Consider the following 21030-nt stretch of genomic DNA (forward strand, 5'->3'; position numbering starts at 1 on the left):
CAATTTAGTAAATGATATATTATAAAAACATATTGTAGATAAAACACTATTTCTGTTATTTAACCAATGGAGAAAATAGTGTATTATAGAAGGAGGATATTTATGCCTTTTACACCAAATGAAATTAAGAATAAAACTTTTACAAATGCAAGAAATGGTTTTGAGCCTACAGAAGTTGAAAGTTATTTAGAACAACTTAGTAATGAAATTGAACGTTTGAAAGAAGACAAAGTACAATTGGAAAAAGTGATTGAAGACAAAGAAAGTAATATTCAATCATATAAAGAGGTACATCAATCTGTAAGTGACGCGTTAATTCACGCCAAACAAGCAGGAGAAGAAACTAAGGCAGCTGCGACAAAAGATGCTGAAGCAACAGTTTCTAAAGCGAAAGCAGAAGCAGATAGAATTGTTAACGATGCAGTTGAAAAAGCACGTAGACTTTCTTTCCAAACTGAAGATATGAAACGTCAATCCAAAATTTTCAGATCACGTTTCCGTATGTTGGTTGAAGCACAATTAGATTTACTTAAAAATGAAGATTGGGATTATTTATTAAATTACGATCTTGATTCTGAACAAGTTACTGAAGAAAACATTAATCATTTAAACGATAACGAATTGACTGAAGAAGAAAAAGCTATGAAAGCTAGAGCAGAAGCAGATAACCATGCCAGTGCTAGCGACCAAACATCAGCTGCTGATTCAGAAAATAAATAATATTAGATAACAGACGCGTTTGAAACATTAAACATATCGCAGCGAGTTAGGGATAGTGGGAGCCTTTCATATGTTAGTTTCTTATATCACTGTTATGTCATCAAAAAGTAATAAAGATAATGAGAGAACTCTAAGTTGAGTTAATCAGGGTGGTAACGCGGTATACATCGTCCCTGTTAATTGAACTTAGAGTTCTTTTTATTATTTAAAATGAATAAAGTATGAAAATCGAACGAGGAGTGTATAGAAATGGACTATAAAGACACATTATTAATGCCAAAAACAGATTTCCCAATGCGTGGCGGTTTGCCAAATAAAGAGCCTAAGATACAAGAAGAATGGGATGAAAAAAACATCTATCAAAAAGTATTAGATAAAAACGAAGGAAATCCATCATACATTCTACATGATGGCCCGCCATATGCGAATGGAAACTTACACATGGGACATGCGTTAAACAAAATTTTAAAAGATATCATCACACGTTATAAATCAATGCGTGGGTACTATGCACCATACGTGCCAGGTTGGGATACACATGGTTTGCCAATCGAACAAGCGTTAACTAAAAAAGGTGTTAAACGCAAAGAATTGTCAGTAGCAGAATTCAGAAAAAAATGTGAAGCATTTGCATTAGAACAAATTGAAAATCAGAAAAAAGATTTCAAGCGTTTAGGTATTAAAGGCGATTTCAATGACCCTTATATTACTTTAAAACCAGAATATGAAGCAGCTCAAATTCGTTTATTTGGAGAAATGGCAGATAAAGGTTTAATCTATAAAGGTAAAAAACCAGTATATTGGTCACCATCAAGTGAATCTTCATTAGCAGAAGCGGAAATTGAATATCAAGATAAACGTTCACCATCTATTTATGTAGCATTTGATGTTAAAGATGGTAAAGGTATTGTCGATCCAGATGCAAAATTTATTATCTGGACTACAACACCATGGACATTGCCATCAAATGTGGCGATTACGGTGCATCCTGATTTAACTTACGGTCAATACAATGTAAATGGTCAAAAATACATCATTGGTAAAGATTTAGCGAGTGATGTTGTGGAAGCCTTAGGATGGGACGAAGATACTTTAGTATTAGAAAAAGAATTTAAAGGTAAAGATTTAGAATATGTTGAAGCACAACATCCATTCTTTGAGCGTGAGTCATTAGTAATTAACGGTTTACATGTCACTACTGATGCGGGTACTGGATGTGTACACACTGCACCTGGACATGGTGAAGATGACTATATTGTTGGTCAAAAATATAATTTACCTGTGATTAGCCCAGTAGATGATAAAGGTGTATTCACTGATGAAGCTGGTCAATTTGAAGGCATGTTTTATGATAAAGCGAACAAAGAAATCACAGATCTACTAAAAGAAAATGGTGCATTACTACATTTAGAATTTATTACACATAGTTATCCTCATGACTGGCGTACGAAAAAACCAGTTATCTTTAGAGCGACACCACAATGGTTTGCATCTATAGATAAAGTACGTCAAGATATTTTAGGTGCTATCGATGAGACACAATTCAAAGTTGACTGGGGTAAAACACGTATCTATAACATGATTCGTGACCGTGGCGAATGGGTAATTTCACGTCAACGTGTATGGGGAGTACCATTACCAGTATTTTATGCTGAAAATGGTGATATTATCATGACATCAGAAACAGTTAATCATGTGGCTGATTTATTTGAAGCAAATGGTTCAAACATCTGGTTTGAGCGTGATGCGAAAGACTTACTTCCTGAAGGCTTCACACATCCAGGTAGCCCTAATGGTGTATTTACAAAAGAAACTGATATCATGGATGTTTGGTTTGACTCAGGTTCATCACACCGTGGTGTGCTAGAGGCACGTCCGGAATTATCATATCCAGCTGATTTATATCTTGAAGGTAGTGACCAATATCGTGGTTGGTTCAACTCATCAATTACGACTTCCGTGGCTACTAGAGGCCAATCTCCATATAAAATGTTATTATCACATGGTTTTGTAATGGATGGAGAAGGTAAGAAAATGAGTAAATCATTAGGCAATGTGATTGTGCCAGATCAAATTGTTAAACAAAAAGGTGCAGATATTGCACGTCTATGGGTAAGTAGTGTGGATTATCTAGCAGACGTACGTATTTCAGACGAAATCTTAAAACAAACTTCTGACGTTTACAGAAAAATTAGAAATACTTTAAGGTTTATGTTAGGTAACGTAAATGATTATAATCCTGCTACAGATGCAATCGCTGAAGCTAATTTATTAGAAGTGGATAAATATTTATTGAACAGATTACGTGAGTTTACTGCGAATACGTTAGACCACTATGATAACTATGACTATTTAGATATCTTCCAAGAAGTTCAAAACTTTATTAATGTAGAACTTAGTAACTTCTACTTAGATTATGGTAAAGATATTCTTTATATTGAAGAACGTGATTCTCATAAACGTCGTAGTATGCAAACAGTTTTATATCAAATCGTAGTTGATATGACGAAATTATTAGCGCCTATCTTAGTGCATACATCTGAAGAGGTTTGGTCGCATATTCCTCATGTTGAGGAAGAAAGTGTACACCTAACGAATATGCCAGAACGTGTTGAAGTAGACCGTGAATTTGTAGATAGATGGAATACATTTATGAAATTACGTGATGATGTTAACCGTGCATTAGAAGTTGCACGTAACGAAAAAGTAATTGGTAAATCATTAGAAGCTAAAGTTGTGATTGGAAGCAATGATAACTTTGACGCGACATCATTCTTACAACAATTTGCTGATTTACAACAATTATTTATTACTTCTCAAGCAGAAGTAGTCGATCATGTAGAAGATGGCATACCATATCAATATGGAGATATTCGCATTGAGCATGCACATGGTGAAAAATGTGAGCGTTGCTGGAATTACAGTGAATCATTAGGTTCTGTAGGTGAACTAAATAACTTGTGTCCACGTTGTCAAGAAGTTGTCAAAACACTAGTATAATTGAGACACTAGTTGTTATTAATTGAATATATTGATTTGGATGAGGCTGGGGCATAATTAAATGTCTTAGCCTCATCTTTGCTAGAGTGGTATGATACTAAAACTTGTGTTATAAAAAATAAAGTCATTACCGCTCAATATTTCCGATTCCTTTCCTTTATTTTTGATGGCGTACATTGATAATAGAACAGGACAAACTAATTTAGAAGAACTTAAGTAAAACTTGATTTTAGAAGGGTGTTTTTTATGTTTCATAACCAAAGTGCACATTTTGTAAATGGCATAACATTAAATGTAAGAGATAAAGAAGCTATGAAACAATTTTATGAACATATCTTAGGGCTTAATGTAGTCAATGAATCATATTCGATTGTCCATTATGAAATTGGTAATTCAAATCATTTTCTAACCTTAAAGCAAATCAATTATGGTAGAGAACCATTAACTTCGGAAGCCGGATTATTTCATTTAGCAATTAGATTACCATCGAAAAGAGATTTGGCGGATTTGCTCGTTCAATTGAGTGAGTATGAATTACCTATAAATGGTGGAGAGCATGATATTACAACGTCATTATTTCTAGAGGATCCTGAAGGCAATGGCTTAGAATTTTATGTAGATCATCCCATTGAAGATTGGGTATTTGAAGATGACAAGGTTGTTTTAGAAACACAACCAATCAATGTTCCTAATTTATTAACTTATGTTTCAAATGAAAAATGGCAAGGCATTCCTGATGAAACTATAATTGGATATGTTAATCTTAAAACGATAGAGTTAAAGCGTGTGATTTCGTATTATAAAAATTTCTTTGGTTTAGAAGCCTCTTCCTTAGAAACAAACACAGCATTGTATTTATCTTCTAATGGTTATCACCAACATATAGTAGTTAATAATTGGTTTTCTCGAATTAAGCGTATTGAAAACCATAAAACTTATGGGTTGGCGTGTGTAGATTATCACTATCCTGAGACGACTCACAAGCATATTACAGGACCAGATGGTATACTGTTTCGTTTTAATTTTTATAAAGTAATGTAATTAATGTGGAGTAAAGACAAAACTATTTTACTATGATACTAGAAAATTTATTAAATCAATGTTATGTAAAAATATAGCATTAAATCAATGGTTGATTATGAATTATTAAGTTTTATATATATAATCAAACTGTAACTTTTTTTATAAGTTTGATTAGGATATAATGAAAGATGTTGTAAAAGCGACTGAGCGCAGAATAGGAGGTACAGACATGAAACGTCAGTACTACATTAGTATTTCTTTATTCATAACAATCGTTATATTATTATTAGATCAAATCACAAAATTTATTATTGCCAGTTCTATGAGAGTTGGAGATTCTTTTAACGTAATTCCTAATTTTTTAAATATAACTTCTCACCGAAATAATGGTGCAGCTTGGGGTATATTGAGTGGGAAAATGAGTTTTTTCTATATTATTACAATTATAATTCTTGTTGTATTAATTATTTTTTACATTAAAGAAGCGAAACAGCATTTATTAATGCAAGTAGCTATTAGTTTATTATTTGCAGGAGCATTAGGTAATTTTATTGATCGTGTGTTACATGGAGAAGTTGTAGATTTTGTTGATACAAATATTTTTGGTTACAATTTCCCGATATTTAATGTAGCAGATTCTAGTTTGACCATAGGCGTGTTGTTAATAGTAATCGCTTTGTTAACAGATATGAAGAAAGAAGAATAGGAGAGATATCGTATGGAAATACATGAGTTTAAGATAGAAGACCAGAACGATACAGGTCAACGTATTGATAAGTTATTACCTGAATATAATTCAGATTGGTCACGCACTCAAATCCAAGATTGGATAAAAGAGAATCTTGTAAAAGTTAATGATAAAGTTATTAAGTCTAACTACAAGACAAAGTTAAATGACCATATAGTTGTGACTGAAAAAGAAATTGTAGAAGCGGATATTCAACCAGAAAATTTAAATTTAGATATTTTTTATGAAGATGATGATGTAGCTATAGTATATAAACCTAAAGGAATGGTAGTTCACCCATCAGCAGGTCATTACACAGGTACTTTAGTTAATGGTCTGATGTATCAAATGAAGAATTTATCAGGAATTAATGGTGAAATTCGTCCAGGTATTGTACACCGTATTGATAAAGATACATCAGGATTATTAATGGTTGCTAAAAATGATATAGCACACCGTAGTTTAGTAGACCAATTAGTTAATAAGTCAGTTACTCGTAAATATGTCGCATTGGTTCATGGTAATATTCCACATGATTATGGCACAATTGATGCACCAATTGGCAGAAATAAGAACGATCGTCAGTCTATGGATGTTGTAGATGATGGTAAAGATGCGATTACACATTTTAATGTATTAGAGCATTTTGATAAATATACTTTAATCGAGTGTATTCTAGAAACCGGCCGTACACACCAAATTCGTGTGCATATGAAATATATTGGTTTCCCGTTAGTTGGTGATCCAAAATATGGACCGAAAAAAACGATGGATATAGGTGGCCAAGCATTACATGCTGGTGTAATAGGATTTGAACATCCAATGACACATGAAAATATTGAAAAATCAGCCGCATTACCAGATGATTTTGAACAATTATTAACTGAATTACGCAGAAGCGAAAAGTAATTATAAGCTTTTGATATAAATATCTCCGACTAAAGAATAAAGGTCAATTTCTATTGAGATTATATAGAAATTGACCTTTTCTTTGTCTATTGAAGTTTACATTTTTAAGTGTCCACTATGAAGTCTCTATTTTGAAGTGAGCATACCATCATAAATATTAGTTTTTTATATTGAATATGAAGTCTATGTCTTAAGAATTTTATTGTTCTTTTATGATGAATTGAAGTAACAATTACTATAGGATACTTGTTATTTTCATGTTTACCGACTTGCAAGGTAATATGATTCATGGTATTATGATGACAGTTTAATAAAGAGCGAACGTCTTTAATTGAGAGTCCAGAGAGGCTCCGAAGACATGTATTTAATAAAAAAGATTATAAACTTACTGTTTGTTCATAAGTATGAAGAAACACTGTTGTAGTTATCGTTTCTTAACGCAATAGTAGCCATAGTATCATTTTTAACTATGGAAGAGAAAGCATCTCGTGTTATTGAGTGATGTCTCTTGAAGTTTGTAGACTTTTTAACTAAACCTCATGTCTAATAAAGACATGAGGTTTTCTTTATATCATCACTTAATTTAAGGCAGGTGTTTAAAATGTCAGAACGCGTTATTATGGATGAGGCAGCAATACAAAGAACAGTCACACGTATTGCACATGAAATTTTAGAATATAACAAAGGTACTGATAATTTAATCTTATTAGGCATTAAGACACGTGGTGCATTTTTAGCGAGACGTATACAACAAAAGATCGAACAAATAGAAGAGGTAGCTGTACCAACTGGAACCATAGATATTACGCAATTCAGAGATGATTTAGAGCAAACAATAAATCAAGTTGATGATAAAGCGTATGAAATAGATGTAAATATCACAAATCAAGTTGTTGTTATAATCGATGATGTTTTATACACAGGGCGAACAGTGCGTGCTTCATTAGACGCTGTTCTACAGTACGCGAGGCCCCAAAAAATTGGCTTAGCTACTTTAGTAGACAGAGGTCATAGAGAATTACCGATTCGCGCAGACTTCGTAGGAAAAAATATTCCTACAGCAAAAGAAGAAGATGTATCAGTATTTCTCCAAGAAATAGATGATAGAAATGCAGTTGTAATTGAATAGCACCTTTTAATTCAGTACGAGAGACTGAAAAAGGGAAGAGGTAAAAGTCACTATAAAAAATGACTGTTTGAACGGGATTTTTATAGACTTTTAGAAAAATAAGCTACGTGCTTAAAACAAACACCTCTTCATATTATCTTGATTATATTATATTGAGCTATCGTTTTAACTTACGAATAACGCTTAGTTTTCTATAATCAAAACAGATAATATATACTTTTTAGTCTCTTTACATGAATTCAATGTAAAGAGATTTTTTTATGAGAGGAAGCATAAACATGGAAAATGAAACAATGTTTGAACGAACAGTCAAACCAGTATTAGATGTAGGTGATAGACCTAAAATTGGACAATGGGCATTCTTGAGTACGCAACATTTATTTGCAATGTTTGGCTCCACAGTACTTGTGCCATTTTTAACTGGATTACCCATATCATCGGCACTTTTAGCATCAGGCATCGGGACATTGTTATATATCTTAATTACTAAAGCAAAAATACCTGCTTATCTTGGATCAAGCTTTGCCTTTATAACGCCAATCATTACAGGGTTAAATTCACATAGCTTAGGCGACATGCTTGTGGCACTTTTTATGAGTGGTGTCATGTATGTTCTGATTGGTATAGCAATTAAAATCAGTGGGACAAATTGGTTAATGAACTTATTACCCCCAGTAGTTGTTGGTCCGGTTATTATGGTTATCGGCTTAAGTTTAGCACCAACCGCTGTCAATATGGCAATGTTTGAGAACTCGGGAGATATGAAAGGTTATAACTTAAGTTATTTAGCAGTAGCAATGATTACATTACTGGTAACGATTATAGTGCAAGGTTACTTTAAAGGTTTCTTATCTTTAATTCCGGTACTCATCGGCATAGTAACTGGCTATATTGTTTCAATTGCTATGGGATTAGTAAACTTTGCGCCCATCGCTGAGGCCAAATGGTTACAATTTCCAGAAGTATACATACCATTTAAAGATTACACACCTTCATTTCACTTAGGGTTAGTATTGGTATTAATCCCCATTGTGTTTGTGACTGTTAGTGAACATATTGGACATCAAATGGTAATTAACAAAATAGTAGGCCGCAACTTTTTTAAAGATCCAGGTTTAGATAAGTCCATCATCGGTGATGGTGTATCAACGATGTTTGCGAGCATCATTGGTGGCCCCCCAAGTACAACTTATGGGGAAAATATTGGTGTACTAGCAATAACTAAAATATATAGTGTATATGTTATTGGTGGCGCTGCAACAATTGCAATTATTTTAGGATTTGTCGGGAAATTCACCGCACTGGTTTCATCCATACCAACGCCAGTGATGGGTGGAGTATCCATTTTACTCTTTGGTATTATCGCCGCTAGTGGATTGAGGATGCTAGTCGAAAGTGAAGTGGATTTCGCGAGTAACAGAAATTTGGTTATTGCTTCTGTCATTTTAGTCATAGGAATAGGGAACCTTGTATTTAATTTAAACGGACTAGGTATTAATTTAGAAATTGAAGGCATGGCATTAGCTGCTTTAGCAGGCATAACACTGAATTTGATTTTACCGAAAGAAACACCAGTAGATTAATTAAAATTGTCATAATAAGGAGCTGAAAAATATGGATAATTTACTAACAATGGAACACTTAAATACGACTGAAATTTATGAATTGATACAACGCGCGAGCGCTTTTAAAAATGGTGACGTGAAACCATGTTGTTTTGATGATAAATTCGTAGCAAATTTATTCTTTGAAAATTCCACACGCACGAAAAGTAGTTTTTTAGTAGCCGAACAAAAATTAGGGTTAAAATTAATTGATTTTGAAACAGATACATCTTCTGTTCAAAAAGGTGAATCGCTATATGATACTTGTAAGACATTAGAACAAGTAGGTGCAGATGTGTTAGTAATTCGACATCCACAAACAAATTATTATGATGAGTTAGAAAAGTTAAACATCCCAATTATCAACGCTGGTGACGGAAGTGGACAACATCCCACTCAAAGTTTATTAGATATTATGACAATCTACGAAGAATACAAAACATTTGAGAACTTAAATATTTTAATTTGTGGAGATATTAAAAATTCACGTGTAGCCAAAAGTAACTTTCAAAGTCTAAGTGCTTTAGGTGCCAATGTAATGTTTTCAAGTCCAGAGTCATGGAAAGATGAAACATTAGAAGCACCGTATGTAGAAATAGATGAAGTGATTGATTCAATAGACATCGTGATGCTACTTAGGGTACAACACGAGAGACATGGCGATAGTGAAATAGCTAGTTTTGAAACAACGCAATACCATGAACAGTTTGGACTTACACAACAACGATATAACAAGCTAAATGATCGAGCGATTATTATGCATCCAGCTCCGGTCAATCGAGGCGTAGAAATAGAAGATACGCTTGTAGAAGCACCTAAGTCTCGTATTTTTAAACAAATGGAAAATGGTATGTATATCCGCATGGCAATTATTGACTATATCTTACAAATGGAAGGGGCAACAGCAAAATGAAATTATTAACAAATGCGCAAATATTACAAGACGGTGAACTAACAAAGGTATCAATCTTAATAGATGGGAAATATATTAAGAAAATCGCACCTCAAATAGATGTTGATGCAGACACAGAAGAAATCGACCTCAAAGGACAATTTGTTTCACCAGGATTAGTCGATGTTCATGTTCATTTACGTGAGCCGGGTGGAGAACATAAAGAAACGATTGAGACAGGAACAAAGGCAGCAGCTAGAGGTGGTTTCACTACAGTTTGTCCTATGCCAAATACACGTCCAGTACCAGATTCTGAAGAAAATCTTAATCATTTAAATCAATTGATAGCAGATAATGCGCAGGTTAGAGTCTTGCCATATGCTGCTATAACAGTGAGACAAGCAGGTAAGGAACATGTTGATTTCTCTACGCTTGCACAAAATGGTGCATTTGCTTTTACCGATGATGGTGTAGGGGTGCAGCAAGCAAATATGATGTACGAAGCTATGCAAGAAGCTGCAAAAGTTAATAAAGCTGTCGTAGCACATTGTGAAGATAACAGCTTGATTTATGGTGGTGCCATGCACGAAGGAGAACGTAGCAAATCTTTAGGTATACCAGGTATTCCAAATATTTGCGAAGCAGTACAAATAGCCAGAGATGTGTTATTAGCAGAAGCAGCAGGCGCACATTATCACGTTTGTCATGTATCTACTAAAGAAAGTGTTAGAGCGATACGCGATGCTAAAAAAGCAGGCATACATGTAACTGCTGAAGTTACCCCACATCACTTATTATTGACTGAAGACGATGTTCCAGGAGATGATGCGATTTATAAAATGAATCCTCCTTTAAGAAGTAAAGAGGATAGAGACGCATTGCTTGAAGGTTTACTAGATGGAACGATTGATTGTATCGCAACAGATCATGCTCCACACGCAGCTGAGGAAAAGGATCAACCAATGACTAAAGCACCATTTGGTATCGTAGGTAGTGAAACAGCATTCCCATTACTTTATACACACTTTGTTAAAAATGGTAAGTGGACATTACAACAATTAGTTGATTATTTAACAATTAAACCAGCCCAGACATTTGATTTACCATACGGAAAATTAGAAGAAGGTGGCTTAGCTGATTTAGCAGTTATCAATTTAGACAAAGAAACTGAAATCAACGCAGATGACTTTGCGTCTAAAGGACGTAACACGCCATTTATAGGGTATAACGTTTATGGAACACCAGTATTAACAATGGTTGAAGGTGAAGTTAAATTTAAGGAGGAAAAATAATGTTAAAGCAACGTTATCTTGTTTTAGAAGATGGTTCATACTATGAAGGATACGCAATAGGCTCCGATAATTTAACACTAGGTGAAATTGTCTTTAATACGGCAATGACAGGTTATCAAGAAACGATTTCAGATCCTTCGTATACCGGTCAAATTATTACATTTACTTACCCTTTAATAGGGAATTACGGTATAAATAGAGATGATTTTGAATCACTAGTTCCTACTTTAAACGGTGTTGTAGTAAAAGAAGTCAGCAGCCAACCAAGTAATTTTAGAAAACAAAAAACATTTGACGAAGTACTTGTAGAGTATGATATACCAGGCATTTCGGGCGTCGATACACGAAGTATTACAAGAAAAATTAGAAAACACGGCGTGCTAAAAGCTGCGTTTACAGATAATAAAGCCGATATTGAGCAAATAGTTACGCAATTAAAAACAAAAGAATTACCACGTAATGAAGTGACAACTGTATCTACAAAATCTCCTTATGTATCTACTGGCTATGGCTTAAGTGTTGTCTTAGTTGATTTTGGTAAAAAACAAAATATTGTAAGAGAACTTAATGCACGTGGTTGTAATGTAACCGTAGTGCCATATGACACCACTGCAGAAGAAATTATTAGAATGTCACCTGATGGTGTGATGTTATCTAATGGACCTGGTGACCCTGAAGCGGTTGAAACAGCAGTGGAAATGATTCAAGGCATCTTAGGCCAGGTTCCATTTTTCGGTATTTGTCTAGGACACCAATTATTTGCACTAGCTCAAGGCGCGACTTCTTTCAAAATGAAGTTTGGTCATAGAGGCGCTAATCATCCAGTCAAAGACTTAAAAACTGGAAAAATTGCTTTAACGAGTCAAAATCACGGTTATGCAATTGATAAAGATTCTTTAATAAATACAGATTTAGAAATTACACATATTGCTATTAATGATGGCACAGTTGAAGGCTTGAAACATAAATCATTACCAGCCTTTTCAGTACAATATCACCCTGAAGCATGTCCGGGACCATCAGATTCTAATTATTTATTTGATGAATTTATCGATATGATGAACGAATATAAATCAAAGGAGTGTACAATCAATGCCTAAACGTCAAGATATAGAAACGATTTTAGTTATAGGATCAGGACCAATTATCATCGGTCAAGCTGCAGAGTTCGATTATGCAGGTACTCAAGCATGTTTGGCATTAAAAGAAGAGGGCTATCGTGTAATATTAGTTAACTCAAATCCCGCTACAATCATGACGGATACTGAAATTGCCGATAAAGTGTATATTGAACCATTAACGCATGATTTTATTGCACGTATTATCCGTAAAGAGCAACCAGATGCACTCCTACCTACATTAGGTGGTCAAACAGGATTAAATATGGCAATCCAATTACATGATAGTGGAGAGCTAGAAGCTAATAATGTACAGCTATTAGGTACAGAATTGCAGTCGATTCAACAAGCTGAAGATAGAGAATTATTTAGAACATTGATGAATGAACTAAATGTACCGGTTCCTGAAAGTGATATCGTCAATACAGTTGAACAAGCATTTGCTTTTAAAGAAGAAGTTGGTTATCCGTTAATCGTCAGACCGGCATTTACAATGGGCGGTACAGGCGGTGGCATTTGTTATAACGATGAAGAATTTAAAGAAATCGTAGGTAATGGTTTACATTATAGTCCGGCCACACAGTGTTTAATTGAAAAATCAATCGCGGGCTATAAAGAAATTGAATATGAAGTGATGCGTGATAAAAATGACAATGCTATCGTTGTCTGTAATATGGAAAATATTGACCCTGTGGGTATACATACAGGTGACTCAATCGTAGTAGCACCTAGTCAAACGTTGTCAGATGTGGAATATCAAATGTTACGTGATGTATCATTAAAAGTGATACGTGCATTAGGTATTGAAGGTGGTTGTAATGTACAACTTGCACTGGATCCATATTCTATGGATTACTATATCATCGAGGTGAATCCTCGTGTATCTCGTTCATCTGCGTTGGCGTCCAAAGCAACAGGTTATCCAATTGCCAAATTAGCTGCCAAAATTGCAGTAGGATTGACGTTGGATGAAATGTTGAATCCGATTACTGAAACGTCATACGCTGCCTTTGAGCCCACATTAGACTACGTGATTTCTAAGATTCCACGTTTCCCATTTGATAAATTTGAAAAAGGTGAACGTGTTCTAGGTACACAAATGAAAGCAACAGGAGAAGTAATGGCAATCGGAAGAACATATGAAGAGTCCTTACTTAAAGCGATTCGTTCTTTAGAATATGGTGTACATCATTTAGGCTTACCAAATGGTGAAACGTTCGATTTAGATTATATTAAATCACGTATCAAAGACCAAGATGATGAACGTCTATTCTTTATAGGAGAAGCAATCCGCAGAGGTACGACATTAGAAGAAATTCATGAAATGACAAAAATAGATTATTTCTTCTTAAACAAATTCCAACATATTATTAATATAGAGCATGATTTAAAGGCTAATAAAGGTGATATAAATTACCTGAAATTTGCTAAAAATTATGGCTTTAGCGACCGTGTCATTGCGCATCGTTTCGACATGACAGAAACTGAAGTTCACGATTTAAGAGTAGCAAACGGTATTACACCAGTATATAAAATGGTAGATACATGCGCTGCAGAATTTGAGTCAGCTACACCTTATTATTATGGAACATACGAATACGAAAATGAATCTATCGTTACAGAAAAAGAGAAAATTCTAGTGCTAGGATCAGGTCCAATACGTATTGGTCAAGGTGTTGAATTTGATTATGCAACGGTGCACGCTGTATGGGCGATTCAACAAGCTGGCTATGAAGCAATTATTGTAAACAATAATCCAGAAACTGTATCAACTGACTTTTCAATATCAGATAAATTATACTTTGAACCACTAACTGAAGAAGATGTCATGAATATTATCGATTTAGAACAACCTAAAGGGGTAGTCGTTCAATTTGGTGGTCAAACAGCGATTAACTTAGCTGATAAACTAGCAAAACATGACGTTCAAATTCTAGGAACATCATTAGAAGATTTAAATAGAGCAGAAGATCGTAAAGAGTTTGAAGCGTTATTGCATAAAATTGGGGTGCCACAACCAAATGGTAAGACGGCTACATCACCTCAAGAAGCACTAGAAAATGCAAGGAACATTGGTTATCCAGTCGTTGTAAGACCATCTTATGTATTAGGTGGGCGCGCGATGGAGATTGTTAATAGTGATGCAGAATTAGAAGACTACATGAATCAAGCTGTTAAAGCTAGCCCAGATCATCCTGTATTAGTAGATAGATACTTAACAGGTAAAGAAATTGAAGTTGATGCTATATGTGATGGAGAGACTGTAATTATTCCAGGTATCATGGAGCATATCGAAAGAGCAGGCGTTCACTCAGGTGACTCTATTGCGGTTTACCCACCACAAACATTAACTCAAGAGGAAATGGATACGCTAGAAGACTTTACTATTAAATTGGCAAAAGGTTTAAATATAGTCGGATTAATTAATATTCAATTTGTTATCGCACACGATGGTGTATATGTTTTAGAAGTAAATCCACGTGCTAGTCGTACGGTGCCATTCTTAAGTAAGATTACTGATATTCAAATGGCACAATTGGCAATGCGTTCCATTATGGGAGAAAAACTTGTCAATTTAGGTTATGAAGCTGGAATCCAACCTTACGCAAATGGCGTGTTTGTCAAAGCACCGGTCTTCAGTTTTAATAAATTGAAAAACGTAGATATTACGCTTGGACCTGAAATGAAATCAACGGGTGAAGTTATGGGGAAAGATTCTACAATGGAAAAGGCGCTTTACAAAGGATTAACTGCCAGTGGTATGGAAGTCAGTGACCACGGGACAGTGTTAATGACAGTAAGTGATAAAGATAAAGATGAAATTGTATCTATCGCACATCGCTTAAATGAAGTCGGCTATAAAATTTTAGCGACAGAAGGTACTGCACAGAAATTAGCTGAAAATCAAATTCCTTCAGAAGTCGTTGGCAAAATTGGTGGCGAAGATGATCTATTAACTCGCATTCAAAATGGTGAAGTTCAAATCGTCGTTAATACAATGACAAAAGGAAAAGAAGTTGAACGTGATGGCTTCCAAATCAGACGTGCATCTGTTGAAAATGGTGTACCTTGTCTAACATCGTTAGATACAGTAGACGCACTAACAAGTGTCCTTGAAAGTATGACTTTCACAATGAAAAACATGTAATACAGCATTAAAATAATCTAAGGTAAAATAGTGTTTGAATAAATTACTATTTTACCTTTTAAATAAGTAAATAAAGAAATTTAAAGTGTTGGGGTGTAAATAAAATGAGAAACTTACCTATTATTGCATTAGACTTTGATTCTGTGGAAGCGGTAGATGCATTCTTAGATCGATTTGAAGAACCATTATTTGTAAAAGTTGGTATGGAACTTTTTTATCAAACTGGTCCACAATTGATATCATCGATTAAAGATCGTGGTCATGATATTTTTTTAGATTTAAAATTGCATGATATTCCAAACACTGTTGGAAAAGCGATGGAAGGATTAAGTAAATTGAATGTTGATTTAGTAAATGTGCATGCTGCCGGTGGAACTGAAATGATGAATAGTGCTTTAGCAGGACTTAAAAAGCATAACCCTGACATTAAACTGATAGCAGTAACACAGCTGACTTCTACAACTGAAAGAATGTTGAGAGATGAACAAAATATTCAAAGCTCGATTGAAGACGCGGTACTTAATTATGCCCAGTTGGCACAATCATCTGGATTGGATGGTGTAGTATGTTCACCACTTGAAGCAGAATTGCTCAAACGTGAACTAGGAGAAGCGTTTTTAAAAGTAACGCCAGGTATCAGACCATTAGAATCGACAAAAGATGATCAACAAAGAGTAACAACACCTGAAGATGCTAAAGAAATGGGAGCGACACATATTGTCGTAGGTCGCCCAATTACTAAAAGTAGTAATCCAGTCGAAAGTTATCATAAAATTAAAGAAAGTTGGTTGAAGTAAAATGGCAAAAGCAATTGCAAAATCATTATTAGATATTAAAGCAGTTTCATTATCTCCAAACGATCCATTTACGTGGAGTTCAGGAATTAAATCTCCTATTTATTGTGATAATCGCGTAACGCTTGGTTATCCAGATGTAAGACGCGACATTAGAGATGGTTTAAGTGAATTGATTAAAACAAATTTTGAAGATGTTGAAATACTTTCTGGTACTGCAACTGCAGGTATTCCGCATGCGGCTTATGTATCTGAAGTACTTAATTTACCGATGAATTATGTACGTTCAAAAAGTAAAAGTCATGGTAAGCAAAACCAAATTGAGGGTGCATTAAGTCAAGGTAAAAAAGTTGTAGTTATAGAAGATTTAATTTCTACTGGTGGTTCATCAATTACTGCTGTTAATGCGCTTAGAGAAGCAGGCGCAGAGGTTATCGGTGTGGTTGCTATATTTACTTATGGTCTAAAAAAAGCTGATGAAGTGTTTCAAAACGTTGGAGTACCATTTTACACTTTAAGCGATTATAATGAACTTATAGAAGTCGCGAAAGAAAATGGAGAAATTTCTGACAATGATATTAGTAGATTAGTTGATTGGAGAGACAACTTATCATAATATACTAAGTGGAGGGGATGTTATGGCAAATGACCCGAAAGAAGCTTATAATCATTTCGCACACTTAAACAAATTTTTAAAAAAAGAGCAAGATTATAGACATCAAGATAATGCAGTCTATGACAAAGTCGGTTCAATGCAAACAGCTGAAGAAAATATTTATAAAAAATCTAAATCAACTATTAAACAAAAAGGACACATATAGTAACGAACTCAATGTGACTTCTATATCGCTTTAATGTGGTTTAACATCATATTTGAGCATTTAGAAATAAAAAGAATGAGACAGAAATTTAATTTTTAATAATTAAATTTCTGTCTCATTCTTGTTTATACACGACAAACCATCATAATAGTTCTACTTTAAATAGTAATAACTAAATAGTACATGGAAAAATCCCTTTTAACAGAATCAAGGGTTCAAAATATCGACAGTTTTTTATAAGTTTTCTTCGGGCAATGACTTAAGATCTAGTTTGCGCCCAGTGTTTTTATGTGAATGAACTTCTGATAATTATCGATTACATTACTTTTACAACGTTGAGACAACTTATGCAATCTATGCTTGAATTTTTAATAAAATTATATGTCTTATTTTAAAACTCTTATTCCTCTATACCTAACGCTTTCAATGCCATTTTCTCAAATGCTGCTTCTCCTGATTTCATAGCAAACTCAGCAATAAACATTGGAAATACTGCATTAAGTTCTAATATATGTTCTTTCATTCGTGGCCATATTTCACCACCAGCTTTACCGTATGCAGTTATAAGTTGATCTAATCCTTCTTCCCCGAATACACGATGGTGTCCCATAAAGTCCATTGATGGGTCAGAGTGAGTTGCTTCAGTCCAGTCTATAAGGCCCGTGACATTTGCTTGGTTATCAACCATTATATGACCTGGATGCAAGTCTCCATGTATGATAGCCGTATGTCGAGGCCATAGTTCGTCGTTTCCTAGCCATTGTTTCCATCTGTGCCATAATTCATTTGCTACGCCATAAGTTTCTTTAACTTTATTCATTCTTCTTTGAAAGTCATTTTTAATTTCTTGTATAGTTTTAACTTTTATATGCTCTGCGGTAATGTTTTCTTCTGGTATATTGTGTAAATCTACCAGTGTTTCGGCTAATGTATTAATAAAGTTTTCTGGTACTGGTTTGTGTTCAATTTCCCAGATATAATTTTGTATTTCTGGGTCTATAGTGGCTGCAGGTTTACCTGTAAGTTTTGGGTAAGCAATAAGATCTTTTGCATGTACTTTCCACTTCGGTATTTCAAATGAAACATTATTCTGTAAAAAGTCTACCATTTGTTTTTCGGCTTTTGTTCGTTTATAAACGTCAGGTCTTCTCGGTAGTCTTAAAACCCATTCTATACCATGTTCATCTTTTCCAAATGCAACTTGGAAATCAAGGCCTGATTCATTCAATGAAATCGTTCTAGGTTGGATGTGTAATTGATGTCTTTCTGCACATTTAATAATTTCATTATGTTGAGTCATTTTATTGTCTCCTTATTTTTATTATATTTTTCTTATAAACGTATTTTCTTCTTGGTATAAATTAACGTAATCTGCAAACGATAACTGACTACACGAGTTTGGTATATAAAAGTATGAAATGATTTATGTTCTTATATTATAAATGATTGTACTTTCTGGCATTATATAATCTACTAAAGATATTAAATTCATTGTACATAGTTTTGGTGAAGAATCTTATTATCACATACTTTATAAAAATGGATAAATGCTATTTACTTTATTATAATACTTTAAAAAATCATTCAACATAAATTAAGGTACAACTTTTAAGTTATATCAAAAATAAACCCTATACAAATTAAGGCATAGGGTTTACTTGTGTTCAGAACCCTCCATTATTTTAAACGGAGGCATTGATTTATGTTGTTAAAATAAATGAGCTAATTAAAACTCACATTTTAATTTTAAAACTAGCGTATCATTATTTTAATAATAATATAGCCCACTAATATTACTAAGGCAGCTATAAGTAATGGAATAATATAATAAGACATGAAAATACCTCCAGCAATTTTATTTATATTTTAACTGTGAAACGTAAAAAGTAAAAGCGTTATGGTGATAAATAAAGTATAACAATAATAGTCATTAAGGTGTAATGCTTTAAATGATATTATAAAAGTTGTGTGCGATTAAAGGTAGTAAGGCTTTATGGGTTGTGGTACATTTGGCCTTACAATATAAAAGATAATTTTTGAAGATTGATGCACAATCATTTTAAATTAATTTATAAAACACGTTGTTATTTATGAAAAGTTATTTTAAAAGAGGGGGACTTATATGAAAATGTTGGAACAGTTGTTAAAAGATCACACAAAAAATATTATCATTTGTATATTAGGGGCGTTTGTAAGTGCTCTAGCGGTCAATTGCTTTATATTAGGATCTAATTTAGGTGACGGTGGAACAGTCGGTATATCGCTCGCATTAAAATATGCGTTTGGGTGGTCACCTGCACTTACATCATTGATTATTAACACAATTGTTATTATTGTTGGTTGGAGGTTTTTAAGTACACGTACTGCAGTTTATACATTTATAGCGAATACAGCTATCTCTATCTTTTTAGATTTAACTAAAAACTTTAATACAGGAATAGATAATTTTGTTATAAATGCAACATTCGGTGGTGTTTTAGTCGGTGTTGGTATTGGATTAGTTATTGCTGCAGGCGGTGTCATTGGTGGAACATCTGTAATCGCAAAAATGTTAAATAAATATTTAGATATAAAAACAGCCCAAGCTATTTTCGTATTAGATGGTTTAGTCGTACTATCTTTTCTTTTTGTGTTACCACTTATAAATGTGCTATTTACTATCATAATGCTATTTGTTACAGAAAGAGCGACTTCATTTATAATTGAAGGATTTAATCCTAAAAAAGCAGTTACAGTTATTTCTAGTAAAAATGAAGTCATCAGTGACAGAATTAATAGTTTTACGGGTAGAGGCTCTACTTTATTAAATGGTAAAGGTGGTTACGGTAAGCATGAAACGAGTATGTTATATGTCGTTGTTCCTCAATCACAAGTAACAAGAGTAAAAAAATTAGTAAATGAAGAAGATGAAAATGCCTTTTTAGTTATTCACGATGTACGGGATGTGCTAGGAAATGGCTTTATCAACTTATCTTAAATGATAATATTTTTTAAGATACGCTAGTGAATTATGTTATTGATATGACTATAAAAGCATATTTAATCTTTTGATTTTTGTTTTGCTTTGTCGATTTTTTATGAAATATCCTTTATGCTAATGATAAGAAGTATATAGGGGGTAAAATAATGGCAATACCAAAAATCACAACTTTTTTAATGTTTAACGGTAACGCAGAAGAAGCAATAAATTTATATGTAAATACTTTTGAAGATGCTGAAATATTAGCATTGGTCCGTTATAGTGAAAGTGATAATGAGCCCACTGGGGCAGTGCAACATGCAATTTTTAGATTGAAAGATCAAGTGTTTATGGCAATTGACAACATGAATGGCGTAGATATTGAAATGAATCCAGCAATGTCTTTATATGTAACTGTGGATAACCCAATTGAAATGGAAAGATTATTTAATAAATTGAAAAGTGGCGGTGCAATTTTAATGCCTAAAACAGAAATGCCACCTTTTAGAGAATTTGCGTGGATACAAGATAAATTTGGTGTGAATTTCCAATTGGCACTGCCAGAAAATAAATAATCATAAACATAAGTGAATCAGTGATTCTATAAAAATAGTCTTATCATTTTTAAGATTTTGTTTCAGACACTGACTGTGAAAATAAATAAAGATTTTGATAGGGCATCTACTTTAAGATTTACTTTAAAATGATTAATCGTCTTATAAGAAGGTGTTTGATTTTGTGATAGCCACATCATTTGTGTTGTGAGAGTGAGAACTGAAGTTTCCATTGATAGTGTAAATTGAATCGTATTATCATCTTTATATAAAAGGTGCCTCGTTAATTTAGTTTAGCAGTGTTTATTAAATTAATCGCAAGGGCCTTATTTTTTACTAA

At 33.7% G+C, this 21030-nt stretch carries 17 protein-coding genes and 1 pseudogene; 16 read left to right on the forward strand and 2 right to left on the reverse strand.

The window, feature by feature from the left end:
• The first annotated feature begins 102 nt into the window (after positions 1 to 102).
• From D9V42_RS08810 to D9V42_RS08875, 14 genes are all read left to right on the forward strand, one after another.
• Complete coding sequence (locus D9V42_RS08810) at positions 103 to 720, forward strand: DivIVA domain-containing protein (RefSeq protein ID WP_122064486.1); 618 nt, start codon at positions 103 to 105, stop codon at positions 718 to 720.
• Positions 721 to 969: 249 nt separating this feature from the next.
• Complete coding sequence (ileS, locus tag D9V42_RS08815) at positions 970 to 3720, forward strand: isoleucine--tRNA ligase (RefSeq protein WP_122064488.1); 2751 nt, start codon at positions 970 to 972, stop codon at positions 3718 to 3720.
• A 246-nt stretch (positions 3721 to 3966) separates the two neighbouring features.
• Positions 3967 to 4761, forward strand: coding sequence for a VOC family protein (locus D9V42_RS08820; RefSeq protein ID WP_122064490.1), 795 nt, complete (start codon positions 3967 to 3969; stop codon positions 4759 to 4761).
• Between the two features lie 211 nt (positions 4762 to 4972).
• The gene (lspA, locus tag D9V42_RS08825) at positions 4973 to 5449 is read left to right on the forward strand and encodes a signal peptidase II (RefSeq protein WP_122064492.1); all 477 of its coding nucleotides are present in this window, start codon (positions 4973 to 4975) and stop codon (positions 5447 to 5449) included.
• A gap of 12 nt (positions 5450 to 5461) precedes the next feature.
• Positions 5462 to 6379 carry an RluA family pseudouridine synthase gene (locus tag D9V42_RS08830; RefSeq protein WP_107555842.1) on the forward strand — a complete coding sequence of 306 codons (918 nt, stop codon included), beginning with the start codon at positions 5462 to 5464 and terminating at the stop codon, positions 6377 to 6379.
• Between the two features lie 601 nt (positions 6380 to 6980).
• Positions 6981 to 7508, forward strand: a complete 528-nt coding sequence (gene pyrR, locus D9V42_RS08835) for a bifunctional pyr operon transcriptional regulator/uracil phosphoribosyltransferase PyrR (protein WP_122064494.1) — start codon at positions 6981 to 6983, stop codon at positions 7506 to 7508.
• A gap of 278 nt (positions 7509 to 7786) precedes the next feature.
• Positions 7787 to 9091 carry a uracil-xanthine permease family protein gene (locus D9V42_RS08840; protein WP_107555844.1) on the forward strand — a complete coding sequence of 435 codons (1305 nt, stop codon included), beginning with the start codon at positions 7787 to 7789 and terminating at the stop codon, positions 9089 to 9091.
• Between the two features lie 31 nt (positions 9092 to 9122).
• Positions 9123 to 10025: an aspartate carbamoyltransferase catalytic subunit gene (locus D9V42_RS08845; protein ID WP_119613796.1), complete on the forward strand. Its 903-nt coding sequence runs from the start codon at positions 9123 to 9125 to the stop codon at positions 10023 to 10025.
• A complete protein-coding gene (locus tag D9V42_RS08850) occupies positions 10022 to 11296 on the forward strand; it encodes a dihydroorotase (RefSeq protein ID WP_122064496.1) in 1275 nt (424 codons plus the stop codon). The genes D9V42_RS08845 and D9V42_RS08850 overlap by 4 nt, the downstream gene beginning before the upstream one ends.
• Positions 11296 to 12396 (forward strand): carbamoyl phosphate synthase small subunit, encoded by a 1101-nt coding sequence (locus tag D9V42_RS08855; RefSeq protein ID WP_122064498.1) that lies wholly within the window; start codon positions 11296 to 11298, stop codon positions 12394 to 12396. Before D9V42_RS08850 ends, D9V42_RS08855 begins: the two co-directional genes overlap by 1 nt.
• A complete protein-coding gene (gene carB / locus D9V42_RS08860; RefSeq protein ID WP_107531320.1) occupies positions 12389 to 15562 on the forward strand; it encodes a carbamoyl-phosphate synthase large subunit in 3174 nt (1057 codons plus the stop codon). Before D9V42_RS08855 ends, carB begins: the two co-directional genes overlap by 8 nt.
• A gap of 104 nt (positions 15563 to 15666) precedes the next feature.
• On the forward strand, positions 15667 to 16359 hold the full coding sequence (gene pyrF / locus D9V42_RS08865; RefSeq protein WP_122064500.1) for an orotidine-5'-phosphate decarboxylase: 693 nt from the start codon (positions 15667 to 15669) through the stop codon (positions 16357 to 16359).
• Position 16360: 1 nt separating this feature from the next.
• Positions 16361 to 16972 carry an orotate phosphoribosyltransferase gene (gene pyrE, locus D9V42_RS08870; protein WP_122064502.1) on the forward strand — a complete coding sequence of 204 codons (612 nt, stop codon included), beginning with the start codon at positions 16361 to 16363 and terminating at the stop codon, positions 16970 to 16972.
• A gap of 22 nt (positions 16973 to 16994) precedes the next feature.
• On the forward strand, positions 16995 to 17177 hold the full coding sequence (locus tag D9V42_RS08875) for a hypothetical protein (RefSeq protein WP_122064504.1): 183 nt from the start codon (positions 16995 to 16997) through the stop codon (positions 17175 to 17177).
• Positions 17178 to 17577: 400 nt separating this feature from the next.
• On the opposite strand, the gene D9V42_RS08880 is transcribed toward D9V42_RS08875, so the two are convergent.
• Positions 17578 to 18477: an Mph(C) family macrolide 2'-phosphotransferase gene (locus D9V42_RS08880; RefSeq protein ID WP_122064506.1), complete on the reverse strand. Its 900-nt coding sequence runs from the start codon at positions 18475 to 18477 to the stop codon at positions 17578 to 17580.
• Positions 18478 to 19299: 822 nt separating this feature from the next.
• Here D9V42_RS08880 and D9V42_RS08885 point away from each other — a divergent pair.
• On the forward strand, positions 19300 to 20154 hold the full coding sequence (locus D9V42_RS08885) for a YitT family protein (protein ID WP_122064508.1): 855 nt from the start codon (positions 19300 to 19302) through the stop codon (positions 20152 to 20154).
• 149 nt (positions 20155 to 20303) lie between these two features.
• Positions 20304 to 20711 (forward strand): VOC family protein, encoded by a 408-nt coding sequence (locus tag D9V42_RS08890; protein WP_107555775.1) that lies wholly within the window; start codon positions 20304 to 20306, stop codon positions 20709 to 20711.
• A 24-nt stretch (positions 20712 to 20735) separates the two neighbouring features.
• Here the strand turns inward: D9V42_RS08890 and D9V42_RS15290 are convergent.
• Positions 20736 to 20893 (reverse strand): annotated as a pseudogene (locus tag D9V42_RS15290) (IS5/IS1182 family transposase); the annotation flags it as partial.
• Positions 20894 to 21030 lie beyond the last annotated feature (137 nt).

This window comes from Staphylococcus pseudoxylosus (assembly GCF_003697915.1).
GTDB classification, from domain to species: Bacteria; Bacillota; Bacilli; order Staphylococcales; family Staphylococcaceae; genus Staphylococcus; species Staphylococcus pseudoxylosus.

What these genes read in the sequence shown, in the direction of transcription:
- D9V42_RS08810 (WP_122064486.1), top strand. Translation starts at nt 103, where the DNA reads ATGCCTTTTACACCAAATGAAATTAAGAATAAAACTTTTACAAATGCA.
- ileS (WP_122064488.1), top strand. Translation starts at nt 970, where the DNA reads ATGGACTATAAAGACACATTATTAATGCCAAAAACAGATTTCCCAATG.
- D9V42_RS08820 (WP_122064490.1), top strand. Translation starts at nt 3,967, where the DNA reads ATGTTTCATAACCAAAGTGCACATTTTGTAAATGGCATAACATTAAAT.
- lspA (WP_122064492.1), top strand. Translation starts at nt 4,973, where the DNA reads ATGAAACGTCAGTACTACATTAGTATTTCTTTATTCATAACAATCGTT.
- D9V42_RS08830 (WP_107555842.1), top strand. Translation starts at nt 5,462, where the DNA reads ATGGAAATACATGAGTTTAAGATAGAAGACCAGAACGATACAGGTCAA.
- pyrR (WP_122064494.1), top strand. Translation starts at nt 6,981, where the DNA reads ATGTCAGAACGCGTTATTATGGATGAGGCAGCAATACAAAGAACAGTC.
- D9V42_RS08840 (WP_107555844.1), top strand. Translation starts at nt 7,787, where the DNA reads ATGGAAAATGAAACAATGTTTGAACGAACAGTCAAACCAGTATTAGAT.
- D9V42_RS08845 (WP_119613796.1), top strand. Translation starts at nt 9,123, where the DNA reads ATGGATAATTTACTAACAATGGAACACTTAAATACGACTGAAATTTAT.
- D9V42_RS08850 (WP_122064496.1), top strand. Translation starts at nt 10,022, where the DNA reads ATGAAATTATTAACAAATGCGCAAATATTACAAGACGGTGAACTAACA.
- D9V42_RS08855 (WP_122064498.1), top strand. Translation starts at nt 11,296, where the DNA reads ATGTTAAAGCAACGTTATCTTGTTTTAGAAGATGGTTCATACTATGAA.
- carB (WP_107531320.1), top strand. Translation starts at nt 12,389, where the DNA reads ATGCCTAAACGTCAAGATATAGAAACGATTTTAGTTATAGGATCAGGA.
- pyrF (WP_122064500.1), top strand. Translation starts at nt 15,667, where the DNA reads ATGAGAAACTTACCTATTATTGCATTAGACTTTGATTCTGTGGAAGCG.
- pyrE (WP_122064502.1), top strand. Translation starts at nt 16,361, where the DNA reads ATGGCAAAAGCAATTGCAAAATCATTATTAGATATTAAAGCAGTTTCA.
- D9V42_RS08875 (WP_122064504.1), top strand. Translation starts at nt 16,995, where the DNA reads ATGGCAAATGACCCGAAAGAAGCTTATAATCATTTCGCACACTTAAAC.
- D9V42_RS08880 (WP_122064506.1), bottom strand. Translation starts at nt 18,477, where the DNA reads ATGACTCAACATAATGAAATTATTAAATGTGCAGAAAGACATCAATTA.
- D9V42_RS08885 (WP_122064508.1), top strand. Translation starts at nt 19,300, where the DNA reads ATGAAAATGTTGGAACAGTTGTTAAAAGATCACACAAAAAATATTATC.
- D9V42_RS08890 (WP_107555775.1), top strand. Translation starts at nt 20,304, where the DNA reads ATGGCAATACCAAAAATCACAACTTTTTTAATGTTTAACGGTAACGCA.